This window comes from Sphingomonas sp. (assembly GCF_019635515.1).
GTDB lineage: Bacteria > Pseudomonadota > Alphaproteobacteria > Sphingomonadales > Sphingomonadaceae > Sphingomonas.
In genome coordinates this window covers 1,795,308-1,812,206 of the sequence record NZ_JAHBZI010000001.1, presented here as the reverse complement: position 1 = coordinate 1,812,206, position 16,899 = coordinate 1,795,308, and the positions used below count along the sequence as shown (strand labels likewise).

Here is a 16,899-nt window from a genome sequence, read left to right as displayed (position 1 = left end):
AATCTCCTTTGCAGCGGAGATAGGAAGCTGGTTTCGTTACGCAACTGGTTCGGGCGTGCTTACCTTCGGTACCACCTTGAACAGTACGATCAGCAACGCCGAGAAAGCGAGGATCGCGGCGGCCAGGAAGTTGCCACCGGTGAAGCCGCGCTCCGACCCGAAAGCCAGCGCCTGGGTGAGCAATAGCGGCGCCAGGATCAATGCGAGACTGTTGAGGCTGGCGAGCCCGCCTTGCAACGCGCCCTGGTGCGAGGGATCGGTCATCCGCGAGAGCAGGGCGTTGATCGAGGGCCAGGCCAGCGCCTGGAACGCGCCGAACGCGATCAGCACGCCGATCATCGGTACGTTGCGCACGAAGATATAGCCGACGAACACCAGTGCGCCGGCCAGCATGCCGAACACCACCGCTTTGGCCTCGCCGAAGCGCTTGATGATGCGGCCGGTCGCCAACGTCTGGACCAATGCCATCGCCACGCCGGACGCGGCGAGCGACAGGCCGATTTCCTTCTCGTTCCAGCCCATGGCGATCTCGCCGAAGAACGCCCAGGTCGATGGATAGACCATGTGCGCGAACTGCCAGAGGAAGGCGGCGAGCAACAACCATTTGGCGTTGCCAGCGTGAAAGATCGGCTTGAACGCCGCGAAGACATGGGCATTGCCCCAGGCGAACGGGCGGCGGTTCTCGTCGGCCAGCGTCTCGGGCAGCGCGACAAGGATCCATATGGCGTTGAGCCCCGCGAGCACGGCGGCGGCGATGAACGGCGCGCGCGGGCCGAAATCGGCGAGCAGCCCGCCGATCGCCGGGCCGATGATGAAGCCGACGCCGAACGCCGCGCCCATCAGCCCGAAGGTGGCGCCGCGCCTTTCGGGCGGTGTGACGTCGGCGAGGATGGCGTTGGCGGGGCCGAACGAAGCGCCGGTGATCCCGGCGATCAGGCGGCCAACGAACAGCCAGCCGATCGTCGGTGCCACCGCCATCAAGCCATAATCGATCGAGAAGGCGAGCATCGAGAACAGCATCACACGGCGGCGGCCGATGCTGTCGCCGAGCGTACCGAGCACCGGTCCGGCGAAGAACTGGGTGACGGCATAGGCGACCAGCATATAGCCACCGATCCGAGCGGCGTCGGAGAGGCCGACATGCGCCAACTCGACAATCAGCCGGGGCAGAACCGGCATGACGATGCCGAAACCGATCGCGTCGAGCAGCACGGCGGAAAGCGCGATCGGAACCGCCCGATGATGGAATTGCATGCTTGGAGTCCCCAGTGGCTTGACGCGTCTCGCGCCATACCGCAAATTCGAAAGGTTACGCAGGATCACAGAATCCGGGGAGAGAGATGGCTACCGCACCCGAAATCGATGCGCCGCTGAATGCGCTGGACGACTTCCGCACGCAAGCACGCGATTGGCTGGCGGCGAATTTTCCCCCGAGCTTGAAAGGCCGCGACAATGCGATGTCGGCGGTCGAGGGGCCTACCGAAGAAGACGCAGAGCAGCGCGCGTGGCGCGAAGCGATGGGCGAGAAGGGTTGGGGCGTGCCGACCTGGCCGAAGGAATATGGCGGCGGGGGGCTCAGCCGGGCCGAAGCGCGCGTGCTCCAGGAGGAAATGACGCGGGCGGGGGCGTGGAACCCGATCGGCGGCATGGGTGTGATGATGTTCGGGCCGACCCTGCTCGAATATGGATCGGAAGAGCAGAAGCGGGAGCATATCCCGGCTATCGCCAGGGGCGAAGTGCGCTGGTGCCAGGGCTATTCGGAGCCGGGCGCGGGATCGGACCTCGCTTCGCTGCAATGCTTCGCGGAGGATCATGGCGACCATTATATCGTCAACGGCCAGAAGACCTGGACCAGCGGCGGGCAATGGGCCGACAAATGCTTCATGCTGGTGCGCACCGACAAATCGAAGAAGCATGAGGGCATCACCTTCCTGCTCTGCGACATGGACACGCCGGGCGTCGAGGTGAAGCCGATCCAGCTGATCAGCGGCTCTTCGCCGTTCTGCGAGACTTTCTTCACCGATGTGAAGGTGCCGAAATCGAACCGCGTCGGCCGCGAAGGTGAGGGTTGGACGATCGGCAAGCGGCTGCTCCAGCATGAGCGCAACAGCCTGTCGGGCGGCGGTTCGGCGGCGGGGCGGATGTTCGCCGGCACGCCGCTGGCGCAGATCGCGAAGAAATATGTCGGGGTCGATAGCGAGGGGCGGATCGCCGACGCCGACCTCCGCACCCGCATCGCGCGGCATGAGATGGATTTGCGCAGTTTCATGCTGACGCTGCGCCGGGCATCGCTGGAGGCCAAATCGAACCAGGGGCCTTCGGCGGCGACGTCGATCATGAAGAATGTCGGCGCGCGCATCATGCAGGAGCGCAGCGAACTGCTGATCGAGATCCGCGGGATGGCCGGGCTCGGCTGGGAAGGCGAGGGGTTCGAGGAGGACGCGCTCAAGGATGTCCGCCATTGGCTCTTCGGCAAGGCGGTGTCGATCTATGGCGGCTCGACCGAAATCCAGAACAACGTGATCGCCAAGCGCATCCTCGGGATGCTCGATCACCAATAAGCGTGCGCGGGGAAGACTGACATGGCCGTACTCACCGAAGAACAGACGATGCTGCGCGACATGGCGCACGAATGGGCGGACAATGAATCGCCCGTCACCGCCTTTCGCAAGATGCGCAATGGCGCGCCGGCAAGCTTCTACGATCCCGAAGCCTGGACGGCCCAGGCCGGGATGGGCTGGGCCGGCATTCTCGTGCCGGAGGAGCAAGGTGGCGTCGGCATGGGCTATCTGTCGCTCGGGCTGGTGCTGGAGCAGCTCGGCCGCAACCTGGCGGCGACGCCGCTCGCGGCGACGGCGACCGCTACCGCCGCGATCCTAATCGGCGGATCGGATGCGCAGAAGGCGGCGTGGCTGCCGCGCATCGCCAGCGGCGAAGTCGTGGCCACCCTCGCGATCGATGAAGGTCCGCGGTTCGGCGGCGCCATCGCCGCCGCCGTCACGGGCGGAAAGCTCAGCGGCACCAAGCAGTTCGTCGCGGAAGGGGACAGCGCGCAGCTGTTTATCGTCGCCGCCACCGACGGACTCTATCTGGTCGAAGGCGATGCCGGGGTAACTCGCGCGCCCCGCAAGCTCGCGGATTCGCGCAGCCATGCGCAGGTGGTGTTCGACAATGCGCCGGCCGACAGGCTGGAGGGCGGCGAAGATCTGCTCACGCAGGTGACCGATCGCGCCGCGATCGGGACGGCCGCGGAAATGCTCGGCATGGCCGAAGCCGCGTTCGCGCAGACCAACGACTATCTCAAGACCCGCGTCCAGTTCGGCCAGGTGCTGGCGAGCTTCCAGGCGCTCCAGCATCGCATGGCCAAGATGTTCACCGAGCTCGAACTGATGCGCTCGGCGGTCGAGGCGGGACTGGAGGCAGCGGATTCGGGGCGCGCGAATATCAGCCAGGAAGCCAGTCTCGCCAAAGCGGTCGCCAACGAGACGCTGCATCTAGTCAGCCGCGAGATGATCCAGCTTCATGGTGGCATCGGCATGACCGACGAGCACGACGCCGGCTTCTATCTCAAGCGCGCCCGCGTGCTCGAGCAGATGTGGGGCAACGCCGCTTGGCACCGCGACCGTTTCGCCCGCCTCAACGGCTATTGAACCCCTAGTAAAACTACGGATTTGGATGATCGGCACCAGTGCGGGACAGCTGCCCGCGCGCCTATGACATTTGCGCAACAGTTCAGACACAGTTCCGCTTTGCAACTCTAGTTATGCTTGACGGGCGCTGGGGAAGCGGTTGTATTCGAGTTTGCGGTATGGAGCCGAAGTGCTCTGGCCAATGGTTGGGAGAGGAATGATGATGCGGTTACGCCTTTTGACTGCCTGTGCGGTTCCGGCGCTGATTCTGGGAGTTGCGGCACCCGCCTATGCGCAGGACGCGCCGGCGAGCACCGATTCGACGGCGCAGGACGAGAACGATCCCAACCAGATCATCGTGACGGCGCAGGGACGTGCCCAGGCGCTGGCCGATGTGCCGCTCGCGGTTTCGGCGGTCAGCGCGGAGACCCTCGAACTCACCGGCGCTTCGGATATCCGCCAGCTCAATCAGGTCGCACCATCGCTGATGGTCTCGTCGACCGGTTCGGAAGCCAATGGTTCAGCCCGTATCCGCGGCATCGGCACCGTCGGCGACAATCCGGGCCTCGAAAGCTCGGTCGCGGTGTTCATCGACGGCGTCTATCGCTCGCGCTCGGGCATGGGCCTCAACGAACTGGGCGATATCGACCGGATCGAAGTGCTGCGCGGTCCGCAGGGCACGCTGTTCGGTCGTAACGCCTCGGCGGGTATCATCAGCATCGTCAGCAAGGCACCGTCGCCCACGTTCAGCGCTGGCGCCGAGGCGACCTATGGCAATTACAATCACATCCGCGTGGCCGGGCACGTCAACGCGCCGCTCAGCGATTCCCTCGCCGGCCGCATCGATGCGACCTATGTGAAGCGCGACGGCTTCTATCGTGACGTGACCAATAATCGCGACGTCAACGATCGCGACCGTTTCTTCGTCCGCGGACAGCTGCAATATGAGCCGTCGAGCGACCTCACGGTTCGCCTGATCGCCGATTACACCAAGCGCAACGAGGATTGCTGTGGCGCGGTCTATGTCGATTCGTCGATCAATCGCGATATCGGCGGCCTCAACGATCCCGCGCAGAACAATATCGTGCGCGTGCTCCAGTCGTTGGGTCAGCCGATGGCGGCGTTCTCCAATCCCTATAGCCGCAACCTGTATGTGACGCCGAACCGGAGCTATGGCGGCTCGACCACGGATTGGGGCTTGTCGGCGCAGATCGACTATGATTTCGGCGGCGCCAAGCTGACCTCGATCACGGGCTATCGCGATTACAAGAGCGATCAGGCTTCCGACACCGACTATAGCTATGTTGATATCCTGTATCGTGCCGACAATGGCGGCTCGGCGCGCGCCTTCAAGACGTTCAGCCAGGAACTGCGCCTGCAGGGTACAGCGTTCGAGGATCGCCTCGACTGGCTGGTCGGCGCTTATTACGCCGATGAAGACATGGCGGTTACCGACAATCTTCGCTTCGGTAATCAATATGGCCGCTTCGCGACTTGCCGCGTCATCTCGGGCGGCGCGCTTTCCGGGCTCTATTCACCCACTTCGGCGGGCTGCCTTGCCGCGCGCCCGGCCGTGTTCGGCGCAGCTTCTTCGATAATCTATACCGCGTTCGACCGGCTGGACGGTATCAACGACAAGGGCTCGACGCTCGATCGTTACAGCCAGAACAGCCGCAACTACGCGTTCTTCACGCACAACATCCTGCACATGGCCCCGGGCCTCGATCTGACCCTCGGCCTGCGCTACACTAACGAACGCAAGCGCTTTGCGGCTACTTTCGGCAACGACAATACCGCGTGCCCGGCGCAGCAGGCGGCGCTGCTGCCGTTCCGCTCGACGGCCGCGCTCACCGCCGTGGTCGATGCGCTGATCGGTCTGTCGTGCCAGGGCAACTCCACGTCCGAACTGAATGGCGTGACCATCAATTCGACTCGCAAGGAGGATCGCTGGACGGGCACCGCGGTGCTTTCATACAAGTTCAACCCGGACCTGATGGGCTATGTCAGCTATTCGAGCGGCTATAAGGCGGGCGGGTTCAATCTCGATCGTTCAGCGCTCAAGGCTCCGATCGCTCCGTTCGGCGGTCAGGCCGGCGCGCAGGCGCTGGTCGGCAACCTCCAGTTCGATCCGGAAACCGTGAAATCCTATGAACTTGGCCTCAAATACGGCACCGGGCCGTTCAGCGTCAGCCTTGCGCTGTTCCGTCAGGAGTTCAGCAACTTCCAGCTGAACACCTTCAACGGCACGGTCTTCCTCGTGCAGAACATCAACGGCTGCAAAACCGATCTGGCCGGGGGAGACCGCGATCAGAGCAAGTTCAGCGCCGCGTCGAACTACAATGCCGCCGCATCGACGACCGGGGCATGCGCTCCCGGCAACGTGACCTATGGTGTGGTTTCGAAGGGGCTTGAGATCGAAGCCTCGCTCGTTCCGACGCGCGATATCCGCTTCGGCATGGGCCTGACCTATGCGCAGACCAAGTATCGTGATCAGCTGGTCGGCAATTCGCGCGGCACGCCGCTCGATCAGGCGCTGCGTATGCTGCCTGGCGACAACCTCTCGAACGCGCCGGAGATCACTGCCACCGCGTCGTTCGCCTGGACGCCGGACATCGGCAACTCGGGCATGAGCGGCCTGTTCTACATCGATGGCCGCGTGACCGACGATTACAACACCGGCTCGGACCTCTTCCCGCAGAAGGAGCAGACCGCTTTCGCGGTGTTCAACGCCCGTATCGGTCTTCGCGGCCGTGACCAGCGTTGGGGCATCGAGTTCTGGGGTCAGAACATCTTCGCTCAGGATTACGCACAGGTGGCATTCAACTCGCCGTTCCAGGAGGGTGCGGTTAGTGCGCCGTATACCGATCCCACCTATCCGGGCGGCCGCCAGATCTTCTCGGCCTATCTCGCGGAGCCGCGCACCTATGGCGTGACGCTGCGTACCAAGTTCTGAATCCGGGCTCACAACGCTCAACAGGGGATGGGCTCGCGGGAAACCGCGGGCCCGTTTCCGTTTCAGGGGCCATTCAGGCGTAAACGATGAAGGGTCGGCGCAAAGGAGACCGACCGTGAAACATCTGATCGCCGCCAGCCTCGCTTTGGTGCTGACCGCGGGTATCGCATCGGCGCAACCCGAGCCCGCGCCCGGCAAGTGCGACGTGAAGATCAGCTTCGGCAGCTATGCGATGGGCATCGACCGAGGCACCTATGCGCGGGTGCGAAGGATATTGGCGCACGATCGCGGGGTGGCGCGGAGTTCGGAACAGCGTTGGGGTCGTGAAGGCGAAGTCACCGTCTGCGTGACGACCAAGCGCCATACCGACACGACGCGGCTGTACGCGCGAATCCGGGCGGTTCTTCCGCGCAATCCGCGCGGACCGGTGACGCTGGAGGCAGGCGCTCGCAACTTCACGGCGGGCAGGGCGCCGCGCAACTAGGTTCCGGTGCGCAGTACGTCGTCGTCGAACAGCCCGAACGCCAACGTCGAGGCGTAGAAGGCGATCGCCTGTTCGCGTGGCATGGTGCTCGCCCATTTGCGCATGTCGAACGCCGCGTTCTGCAGCGCCATCAGCGCCTGCGACGCCACTAGCGGATCGATCGCGCGGATCGATCCTTCGGCGATCCCGTCCGAGAGCATGCCGGCGAAGCGGCGGGCGATACGGTTCGAGCGGTCGATCATCGTCGTGCGCACACGCGGGGGCAGACCGGATAGCGCTGTGGTGCGCAATAGCGGCCCGCGTTCGGAGAATTGCACGTCGAGCAGCGTCGCGATCGTGCTTTCCAGCCGCTGCCAGTGGCTGCCCTCATGGCTCTCCGCGAAGCGTTGAGCATCGGCGATGATATCGAAGCTGCGCTTGTAGCAGGCGATGACCAGCTCATCCTTGGCGTCGAGATGGTGATAGAAGCTGCCCTTGGTGACGTTCAGCTCGCTGGCGATCTTCTGCACCGAGGCGCCGCGATAGCCGAGCTCGTTGATCAGCCGGGTGGCGGCGAGCAGGAATGCCTCTCGTCCCGGCTCGGGCTCGTCATGCTCGAGATCGAATATCTCCGGCGACCAGGCTTCGCCCGGCGCGGCGATGCCGTGGCGGAACACGTCCATCAGCCGGGCCTCGACGCGTGGATATTCATCGACTTCGTACCGGGTCAGCCATGCCGGCAGCCAGAAGGTGTTTTCGAGCAACACATGCGCGCGGGCGCCGAACAGGTCTGTTTCGGCGCGGCTGGCGGGTGTGCCCCACAGGCTGCGGGTCTTGCGGAAGATGCCGCGCCAGCGCTCAAGCAACTCGCGCTTGACCGGATCCTCCATCGCGCGAAGGTCCGAAAGGATAGCGAAGTCGCGCTCCTCCTCGCGGCGAATGCGTGCCAGCCGTTCCATATTAACGGTCAGATAGCGGCGGACGCGCGATTCCGGATCGGGATAGGCCGCGGCCTCGTCGAGCATCGCGTCGAGCCGGTCGAGGGTCTGCTCGAACGCGGCGGCGGCGAGGTCTTCCTTGCGCTTGAAATAATAGGTGACAGAGGTGGTGTTGAGCCCGACGCGGCGCGCGACATCGGCGAAGGTCATGCCCTTCGCGCTCTGTTCGTTGATCGCATCGGCGGCGGCGGCGAGGATCGCGTCGCGCTTGGCCTGGAAGCGTTTGGTGCCTTCAATCTTCTCTGGCGCGTTCATGCGCTTAGCTTAGACATTTTGCGCGCGCGCCAAAGCGCTTTTTGAATGCGCGATGTGCCTAATTTTGTCCGGCCAGCGCCCTTTACCGAATATCGGGTACGGTCTAGACCGGTTTCGAACCGAAACCGAGAGAGGACGCCCCATGGACTTCACGCTGACCGAGCGCGAAACCTATTTCCGCGATCGCGTGAAGGCGTTCATCGACAGTCGCATCCGCCCGCGCGACACCGACTATCAGGCCGAGGCCAGGTCCGGCGAGCGCTGGAAGGTCAACCGCGTGCTGGAGGAGGTCAAGGCCGAGGCGAAGGCGCAGGGGCTGTGGAATTTCTTCATGCCGCCGCATTCGGGGCAGGCTCATGTCGACGACAGCTTCAAATTCCAGGGTACCCAGCTCAGCAATCTCGAATATGCGCTGTGTGCCGAGGAAATGGGCCGCATCGGCTGGGCGTCGGAAGTGTTCAACTGCTCGGCGCCCGACACCGGCAACATGGAGGTGTTCCACCGCTATGGCACCCGCGCGCAGAAGGACAAATGGCTCAAGCCGCTGATGGAGGGCGAGATCCGCTCGGCCTTCCTGATGACCGAGCCGGCAGTGGCTTCGTCGGACGCGACCAATATCCAGACGAGCATGGTCCGCGATGGCGATCATTATGTGATCAACGGGCGGAAATGGTGGTCGTCGGGCGTTGGCGATCCTCGGTGCAGCGTCGCGGTAGTGATGGGCAAGACCGATACCGGCGGCGCCAAACATGCCCAGCAAAGCATGATCCTGATGCCGATGGACGCGCCGGGCGTGAAGATCGAGCGGATGCTTTCGGTATATGGGTATGATCACGCGCCGCACGGACATGGCGAGGTGCTGCTCGAAAACGTCCGCGTGCCGGTGGACAATATGCTGCTCGGCGAAGGCCGCGGCTTCGAGATCGCGCAGGGCCGTCTGGGGCCGGGCCGCATCCACCATTGCATGCGCACCATTGGCGTTGCGGAAGAGGCGATCGAGGCGATGGCCAAGCGCCTGCTCAGCCGCGTCGCCTTCGGCAAGCGCATCGCCGATCATTCGATCTGGGAACAGCGTATCGCCAAGGCGCGCATCGACATCGAGATGACCCGCCTGCTGTGCCTCAAGGCCGCGGACATGATGGACAAGGCCGGCAACAAGGCCGCCCAGCTCGAGATCGCGATGATCAAGGTCCAGGCGCCGACCATGGCGCTGCAGATCATCGACGATGCGATCCAGGCGCATGGCGGCGGCGGTGTCTCGGGCGATTTCCATCTCGCGCACGATTGGGCGGCGGTGCGAACGCTGCGCTTCGCCGACGGGCCGGATGAGGTGCATAACCGGGCGATTGCGCGGAATGAATTCGGGAAATGGGCGGAGTGGAAGGCGGAGACCGGACGGTGAGCGGCTTCTTGATCCTCCCCGGTACGGGGCGGTGGCAGTCGCAGGCTGACGGAGGTTGCTCTCCACGCAGATCAGCGCTTGCGGCATGCCCCCTCCACCAGCTTCGCTGGTCCCCCTCCCCGTGCCGGGGAGGATCACGGTGAACGCCGCATTACTGCGAGAACCCGGCAAGCCGCTCGAAATTACCGAAGTGCGGCTTTCCGCGCCCAGCCCGCGAGAGGTGCTGGTGCGTACAGCGGCCGCCGGCGTATGCCGCTCGGACCTGCACTTCGCCGACGGCGCGTGGCCGCATCCGATGCCGACCGTGCTGGGGCACGAGGCGGCGGGCGTGGTCGAAGCGGTCGGTAGCGATGTCCAGCATGTGAAGCCCGGCGACCATGTCATCACCTTTTTCACCGTGTTCTGCGGCACCTGCGAGTTCTGCGTCAGCGGGCGGCCTTCGCTGTGCGTCGATCCTTCGACCAAGCGCGGCAAGGATGCCCAACCGCGCCTCAGCCTGCCCGACGGCACGCCGGTCAACCAGTTCATCAATCTCTCGGCCTTTGCCGAGCAGATGCTGATCCACGAGAATGCCTGCGTCGCGATCGACAGGGCGATGCCGCTCGACCGCGCGGCCTTGCTCGGCTGTGCGGTAATCACCGGGGCGGGGGCGATCTTCCACGACAGCAAGGTCCAGCCCGGCGAGAGCGTCGCAGTCATCGGCGCAGGGGGGATTGGCCTTTCGGCGATCAACGCCGCCAAGATCGCAGGCGCAGGGATGATTATCGCGATCGATCCGGTGCCCGAAAAGCGCGAACTGGCGCTGAAGATGGGTGCGACCGATGTGCTCGATGCGGGTGATGCCGATCTCGCCAAGCAGGTGCTCAAGCTGACCGATGGCGGCGCGCACTATGCGATCGAGGCGGTGGGTCGTCCGAACACGGCTGAGCTGGCGTGGAATATCCTCCGTCGCGGCGGCACCGCGACGATCCTCGGTATGATCGCGCCGGGCAACACGGTGAATATTCCAGGGCCCAGCTTCCTGACCGGCAAGAAGCTGCAAGGTTCGTCGCTGGGCAGCACCCGCTTCCCGATCGACATGCCCCGTCTGGTGAAGATGTATCTCGACGGGTTGCTCGACCTCGACACGATGGTGGCGGAGCGGATTGGGCTGGAGGACGTCAACGACGCGCTGGAGAAGCTGCGCAAGGGAGACACCGCGCGTTCGGTGATCGTCTTCCCATGAGCGATCTCGACGAGGCGAAGCTTGGCGACTGGCTGGGCGCCAATGTCTTGGGTTTCGCCGGGCCGTTTACGGTCGAGAAATTCGCGGGCGGGCAAAGCAATCCAACCTACCGCATCGATGCGGCGAGCGGATCCTATGTGCTGCGCCGCAAGCCGTTCGGGCCGATCCTGCCCTCGGCGCACGCAGTCGAGCGCGAGCATCAGCTGATCGCCGCGCTGCATCCCACCGGCTTCCCGGTCGCGCGGCCCTATGGACTGTGCGAGGATAGCGAGGTCATCGGCGCGCCCTTCTACATCATGGAGATGGTGGAGGGCCGCACGCTGTGGGACGGTGGTCTGCCAGGCATGACTCCGGCGGAGCGGACCGCGCATTACAATGCGATCACCGATACGCTCGCCGCATTGCATTCGGTCGATTACGAGGCGGTGGGGCTCGGCGATTATGGCAAGCCTGGCAATTATTTCGAGCGCCAGGTCGCGCGCTGGTCGAAGCAATATCGCGCCAGCCAGACTGACGACATGCCCGAGGTCGAAAAGCTGATCGAATGGCTGCCGCGCACCGTGCCGGCGCAGACGCGGACGAGCGTCGTCCATGGCGACTTCCGTATCGACAACATGATCTTCGATGCCGCCCAGCCCAAGGTGCTGGCGGTGCTCGATTGGGAATTGTCGACACTCGGTGATCCGCTGGCGGACTTCTCCTATTATCTGATGAGCTGGGTTACCGAGCCTGAGGGCCGTTCGGGCGTGAAGGGCCTGACCGGCGACAGTGGCATCCCGGCCATCACCCAGGTCGTCGAGCGCTATTGCGCAGCCACCGGCCGCGATGGCGTCCCCGATCTCAATTGGTATTTCGCCTATAATCTGTTCCGGCTGACCGGGATCGTTCAGGGGATCAAGAAGCGGATCATCGACGGCAACGCCTCGTCGGCGAACGCGGCGAAGACGGTGGAGAAATTGCCGGTCTTGGCGGCGGCGGCATGGGATTTTGCGCGCCAAGCGGGGGCGTGATGCCCTGTTTGTGCTCCTGCGAAAGCAGGAGCCTGGGGCCGCAAATGGCTAGCTTGTGACTCTAGGCTCCTGCTCTCGCAGGAGCAGGGGAAGGGATGAAGATGCGTCTCAACGGCAAAACCGCAATCGTCACCGGTGCGGGTTCGGGGATCGGGCGGGCGACGGCGCGGTTGTTCGCGGCGGAAGGCGCCAAGGTCGTCGCGGCGGATTTGAGCGATGTCGTCCATGAAACCGTCGCCGGGATCGATGGCATGATCGCCGTCCAGATGGACGCCGGCTCCGAGCCGGACGTCGAAGCGCTGGTCGCCACCGCCTGCGACACGTTCGGCGGCCTCGACATCTTCTACGCCAATGCCGGCATCTCGGGCGGTGCGGAGGGCATCTTCGACAGCTCGGTCGAGCTCTGGACCGAAGTGCTCCGCGTAAACCTGATCGGCCCGGCGCTGGCGATCAAGCATGCCGGCCCCAAGATCGTCGAGCGTGGCGGTGGAGCCATCATTTGCACCGCCAGCGTCGCCGGCCTGCGTTCGGGTGCGGGCGGGCCGGCTTATTCGGCTAGCAAGGCGGGGGTGATCAACCTGGTCCAGACCGCCGCGCAGCAGCTCGCCACCTCCGGGGTGCGGGTGAACGCGATCTGCCCCGGCCTGATCGAAACCGGCATGACCCAGCGCGCATTCGATTACGCGCGCGATGCCGGCAAGGAGGACAAGCTCGGCCAGCTCAACCCGTTGCGCCGGGCCGGTGTGCCGGAGGAGATCGCCCGCGTGGCGCTGTTCCTCGCTTCGGACGAATCGAGCTACGTCAATGGCCAGTCCTGGGTAGTGGACGGCGGGCTTTCGACCAGCCATCCTGTGACCCGTCAGCTGTTTGGAAAGACGTCTTTCTGATTTTTGCGAGAGGTTGCATGCGCGCATTGCTCAAGATGATGTTGGCGCTTGGCATGTTTGCCAGCGCTGCTCCGGCCTTTTCGCAGGAGATCGTCGTCACGGGGTCGCGGCGCGAAGCCGATGATTTCGACGCGGCAATGCCGATCATCACGATGCGCCGCACCGCCGACTTCGCGGTGCAGGAGGTGCGCGTCGTAGGCGACACGCGCGAGACCCAGAAGCGCCGCGACGAAATCTATGCGATGATCCGCGGCGCGATCGAGGCGGGTGGCAAGTTCGGTGTCGAGCTGGCGACGGGCGAATATATTGTCGAGCCCCTGACACTGGCCAATTATCGCAATCTGCCGCTGTCGAGCGACGGGCGGCCCGATACCGACCGGACGACGTTCCTGGTCAAGACGCGGCTGGCGCCGGGCATGGACGCCAAGGCTGCGCTGGAACGGATCACGCGCTTCATCCAGTCGGTGGCAACCGTTGGCCGCGCCGAAATAAAGGCACAGGGCGATCTCACGCTGTCAGTCGTCAATCCAGATCAGTATCGGCCGCAGATCGTGGATTTGATCGCTGCCGACGCCACCGCCACCGCTGCCAAGTTCGGCGCCGGGTATGGGGTGGAAGTGAAGGGGCTGGACCGTCCGGTTGAGTGGGCTCGGGCAAGCCTGACCGAGGTATTCCTTTATCTGCCGTCGGCCTATGTGGTGCGGCCGAAGGGCAATTAGTCCCGAACCCGGATCAGCCCCTCCTGGGCTACGCTGGCGACCAGCCGTCCATCCTGGGAATAGATCCGCCCGCGATTGAAGCCGCGCGAATGGCCACTCCATGGGCTGTCGGTCGAATAGAGCAGCCATTCGTCGAAGCGGAACGGCTCGTGCAGCCATAGGGCGTGATCGAGGCTGGCGGTCTGGATCTTGCCGGTCATCCAAGAGACACCGTGCGGCAGCATGCAGGTGCCGAGCAGCGCCATGTCGCTGGCGTAGGTCAGCATTGCGCGGTGCAGCGCTGGATCGTCCGGCAGAGAGCCGACGACGCGGAACCAGCTATGCTGGACCGCCGGCTCGATCTTCTCCGGCCTGAACCAGTTGCGCGGCGCGACAGGGCGAATTTCGATCGGGCGCGCGCGCAGGAAGAAGCGGCGGAACTTCTCGGGCACCTGATCCTGGATCTCGTTGCGCAGCTCGCGCTCCGAACGCAGCGCTTCGGGCGGCGGCACGTCTGGCATCCGCGCCTGATGGTGCAGGCCTTCGGCCGGCAACTGGAAGCTTGCCGTCATATTGAGGATCGGCTGGCCCTTCTGCATGGCGATGACGCGGGCGTTGGCGAAGCTGCGCCCTTCGAAATCGCGCACCACCCGGTAGATGATCGGATAATTCTCATCGCCCGGGCGCATGAAATAGGCGTGGAGGGAGTGTGCCGCCTTGGCCTCGCCGATCGAGCGCTGCGCCGCCTGGAGCGCCTGCGCCACCACCTGCCCCCCGAACACGCGGCCGACCCCGCCGGGCTGGCGCGGGCCGCGATAGAGATTGGTGTCGATCTCCTCGACATCGAGCAAGGTCGTCAGCGCGGCGGTAAGCTCTTCGGGGCTCTTTTCGTCGGCCATCAATACCCCGCCGCTTCGGCCAGCGCATTGGCGTGAAAATTCGAGTCGCCGAACATCTCGGCAAGGACGCGGGCGCGCTTCATGTAGAAGCCGATATCATATTCATCGGTCATGCCGATTCCGCCGTGCATCTGCACGCCTTCCTGCACCGCCAGCGTGGTGGCGAGGCCGGTCATCGCCTTGGCCACCGACACGGCCTCGCCGGCATCCTGGCCGCTATCGAGCAATTGCGCGGCCTTGAGCACCGCGGCGCGGGCGACTTCCATCTCGCTGTAGAGATGCGCGGCGCGGTGCTGGAGCGCCTGGAAGCTGCCGATCAGCACGCCGAACTGCTTGCGCTCCTTGAGGTAATTGACCGTCATGTCCGCCGCGCCGCCGCCGACCCCGAGCAGTTCGGCGGAAGCCCCGGTGCGGCCCGCCGCGAGCAGGCGGGAGAGGGGAGCGTCGCCGGCATCGACGTCGCCGATCACCGCATCGGCATCGACTTCGACGCCGTCGAACCGAAGGTGCGCGGCAAGGCTGGCGTCCGCAAGGCGCTCTGGCGCGGCGCTGAAGCCTTTGGCGCCGTTCGGCACGGCGAACAGCGTAGTGCCCTCGCCGGTCCTGGCCGCGACGATGAGGAGGTTAGCGACATGGCCGTGCGCGACGAAGCGCTTGGCGCCGTTCAGTTTGAAGCCGTTGCCCGATCGCTCGGCCCGCATCTCGACGCGTCCGTCATGCTTGGCATGCTCGTCGATCGCCAGCGCGGCGACGGTCTCGCCGGCGAGGATGCCGGGGAACCAGCGTGCGGCGTGGGCGGTGCCCTTGAGCGCCTCGACCGCGGCGACGGCGGTGCTGAGAAAGGGGGAGGGCGAGAGGTTGCGGCCGATCTCCTCCAGCACGACGCCGGCTTCGACATGGCCGAGGCCCAGTCCGTTATCGGCTTCGGGGATGAGGATGCCGGTCAGGCCCATTTCGGCGAACTGCTTCCACAGATCGCGGCTGAACCCGGTCGCATCATTGGCGTCGCGGAGCGCGCGCATATGGCTGACGGGCGCATGCTCGGCGACGAAATCGCGCGCGGTGTCGCGGAGCATCGCCTGTTCGTCGGTGAGGTAGAGGGGCATTTCTAGTCCTTGTGCTCCTGCGGAAGCAGGAGCCCAGTGCCCCATGCGTCCCGCCCGTAACCCTGGGCTCCTGCTTCCGCAGGAGAACTAGGAAGGCAAATCCAGGATTCTTTTCGCGATGATGTTGAGCTGGATCTCGCTCGTCCCGCCCTCGATCGAATTGGCCTTGGTCCGCAGCCATGCGCGGGGCGCGGCGCCGTGAGACGAAGCATCGCTTTCCCATTCCAGCGCGTCGCTGCCGCCCGCCGCCATCATCAGCTCGTGGCGGGTCTTGTTCAGCTCGGTGCCGTAATATTTCATCATGGAAGGCTGGGCAGGGTGGGCTCTTCCAGCCTTGAGCTCGTCGATAAAGCGCTCGGACATTGCGGAGAACGCCCTTGATCGTACATCGAACAGAGCGATCTGCGCGCGCAGGATCGGGTCCACACCCTTGCGTGCGGCTTCGATCAGCGGATCGCCGCCTGCCGCGCCGAGGCCCATGCCGGAGATCATCTCGCGTTCATGGCCGAGCAGATATTTGGCGACGTCCCAGCCCTTGTTCTCGTCATGAACGCGATTGGCCTTGGGCACTTTCACATTGTCGAAGAACGTCTCGCAGAACGGGCTGTAGCCCGAGATCAGCAGGATTGGCTTGGTCGAAACGCCCTCGCTGGCCATGTCGAACAGCACGAAGCTGATCCCGCCCTGCTTGCTGGTCTTGTCGGTGCGGACGAGACAGAAGATCCAGTCGGCCTGATCGGCATAGCTGGTCCAGACCTTCTGGCCGTTGACGATATAGTGATCGCCCGCGTCGTCCGCAGAGGTGGCGAGACCGGCGAGATCTGAGCCGGCGTTCGGCTCCGAATAGCCCTGGCACCAGCGGATTTCGCCGCGCGCGATCTTGGGCAAATGCTCGAGTTTCTGTTCCTCGGTGCCGTATTTGAGCAAGGCCGGACCGAGCATCGAAATGCCGAAGCTGTTGAGCGGATTGCGGGCGTTGATGCGCTTGAGCTCCTCACGGAGGATCTTGGTCTCGGCCGGGCTGAGCCCGCCGCCGCCATATTCCTTCGGCCAGTCGGGCACGGTCCAGCCGCGCGCGCCCATCCGGTCCATCCAGAGTTTCTGGTCGGGGTGCGCATAGGTCGGGTTGCGGCCGCCCCAGGTGGCGTCCTTCTCGCCGCGCATGGGCTTGCGCATCTCTGCGGGGCAATTGGCTTCGAGCCATGCGCGGGTTTCGGCGCGGAAGGTTTCCAGATCGTCGGTCATCGTTTCACTCTCCGTCACCCCGGACTTGTTCCGGGGTCCACCGTGCCGCACGCGCGGTCCTCACGCCTCCTGACCCGCGCCCAGCCGCCTGGTGGATCCCGGAACAAGTCCGGGATGACGGCCGGGGCG

The 16,899-nt window shown here is 64.6% G+C and carries 14 protein-coding genes; 9 read left to right on the top strand and 5 right to left on the bottom strand.

Going from position 1 to position 16,899, the window contains the following annotated elements; all coding sequences use genetic code 11:
* Nucleotides 1-36: 36 nt before the first annotated feature.
* On the bottom strand, nucleotides 37-1,254 hold the full coding sequence (locus tag KF730_RS09130) for an MFS transporter (protein WP_294094094.1): 1,218 nt from the start codon (nucleotides 1,252-1,254) through the stop codon (nucleotides 37-39).
* An 86-nt stretch (nucleotides 1,255-1,340) separates the two neighbouring features.
* Between KF730_RS09130 and KF730_RS09125 the strand changes: the two genes are divergently transcribed.
* From KF730_RS09125 to KF730_RS09110, 4 genes are all read left to right on the top strand, one after another.
* A complete protein-coding gene (locus KF730_RS09125; protein ID WP_294094092.1) occupies nucleotides 1,341-2,561 on the top strand; it encodes an acyl-CoA dehydrogenase family protein in 1,221 nt (406 codons plus the stop codon).
* Between the two features lie 21 nt (nucleotides 2,562-2,582).
* Nucleotides 2,583-3,650: an acyl-CoA dehydrogenase family protein gene (locus KF730_RS09120; RefSeq protein ID WP_294094088.1), complete on the top strand. Its 1,068-nt coding sequence runs from the start codon at nucleotides 2,583-2,585 to the stop codon at nucleotides 3,648-3,650.
* Nucleotides 3,651-3,849: 199 nt separating this feature from the next.
* Nucleotides 3,850-6,582 (top strand): TonB-dependent receptor, encoded by a 2,733-nt coding sequence (locus tag KF730_RS09115; RefSeq protein WP_294094086.1) that lies wholly within the window; start codon nucleotides 3,850-3,852, stop codon nucleotides 6,580-6,582.
* Between the two features lie 115 nt (nucleotides 6,583-6,697).
* A complete protein-coding gene (locus KF730_RS09110; protein ID WP_294094083.1) occupies nucleotides 6,698-7,066 on the top strand; it encodes a hypothetical protein in 369 nt (122 codons plus the stop codon).
* On the opposite strand, the gene KF730_RS09105 is transcribed toward KF730_RS09110, so the two are convergent.
* Nucleotides 7,063-8,298 (bottom strand): TetR/AcrR family transcriptional regulator, encoded by a 1,236-nt coding sequence (locus KF730_RS09105; RefSeq protein ID WP_294094081.1) that lies wholly within the window; start codon nucleotides 8,296-8,298, stop codon nucleotides 7,063-7,065. The genes KF730_RS09110 and KF730_RS09105 overlap by 4 nt on opposite strands.
* A gap of 142 nt (nucleotides 8,299-8,440) precedes the next feature.
* On the opposite strand from KF730_RS09105, the gene KF730_RS09100 reads away from it, so the two are divergent.
* From KF730_RS09100 to KF730_RS09080, 5 genes are all read left to right on the top strand, one after another.
* Nucleotides 8,441-9,700, top strand: coding sequence for an acyl-CoA dehydrogenase family protein (locus KF730_RS09100; protein WP_294094078.1), 1,260 nt, complete (start codon nucleotides 8,441-8,443; stop codon nucleotides 9,698-9,700).
* Between the two features lie 139 nt (nucleotides 9,701-9,839).
* Nucleotides 9,840-10,925: a Zn-dependent alcohol dehydrogenase gene (locus tag KF730_RS09095; RefSeq protein ID WP_294094076.1), complete on the top strand. Its 1,086-nt coding sequence runs from the start codon at nucleotides 9,840-9,842 to the stop codon at nucleotides 10,923-10,925.
* The gene (locus tag KF730_RS09090; protein ID WP_294094073.1) at nucleotides 10,922-11,935 is read left to right on the top strand and encodes a phosphotransferase family protein; all 1,014 of its coding nucleotides are present in this window, start codon (nucleotides 10,922-10,924) and stop codon (nucleotides 11,933-11,935) included. The genes KF730_RS09095 and KF730_RS09090 overlap by 4 nt, the downstream gene beginning before the upstream one ends.
* Nucleotides 11,936-12,030: 95 nt before the next feature.
* Nucleotides 12,031-12,822, top strand: a complete 792-nt coding sequence (locus tag KF730_RS09085; RefSeq protein WP_294094071.1) for an SDR family oxidoreductase — start codon at nucleotides 12,031-12,033, stop codon at nucleotides 12,820-12,822.
* Nucleotides 12,823-12,839: 17 nt separating this feature from the next.
* Nucleotides 12,840-13,541, top strand: coding sequence for a TonB-dependent receptor (locus KF730_RS09080; RefSeq protein ID WP_294094068.1), 702 nt, complete (start codon nucleotides 12,840-12,842; stop codon nucleotides 13,539-13,541).
* Here KF730_RS09080 and KF730_RS09075 read toward each other — a convergent pair.
* From KF730_RS09075 to KF730_RS09065, 3 genes are all read right to left on the bottom strand, one after another.
* Nucleotides 13,538-14,419, bottom strand: a complete 882-nt coding sequence (locus KF730_RS09075) for an acyl-CoA thioesterase II (protein ID WP_294094066.1) — start codon at nucleotides 14,417-14,419, stop codon at nucleotides 13,538-13,540. The genes KF730_RS09080 and KF730_RS09075 overlap by 4 nt on opposite strands.
* Nucleotides 14,419-15,525, bottom strand: coding sequence for an acyl-CoA dehydrogenase family protein (locus KF730_RS09070; protein ID WP_294094064.1), 1,107 nt, complete (start codon nucleotides 15,523-15,525; stop codon nucleotides 14,419-14,421). Before KF730_RS09070 ends, KF730_RS09075 begins: the two co-directional genes overlap by 1 nt.
* Before the next feature lie 87 nt (nucleotides 15,526-15,612).
* Nucleotides 15,613-16,770, bottom strand: coding sequence for an acyl-CoA dehydrogenase family protein (locus KF730_RS09065; protein ID WP_294094060.1), 1,158 nt, complete (start codon nucleotides 16,768-16,770; stop codon nucleotides 15,613-15,615).
* Nucleotides 16,771-16,899: the final 129 nt, after the last annotated feature.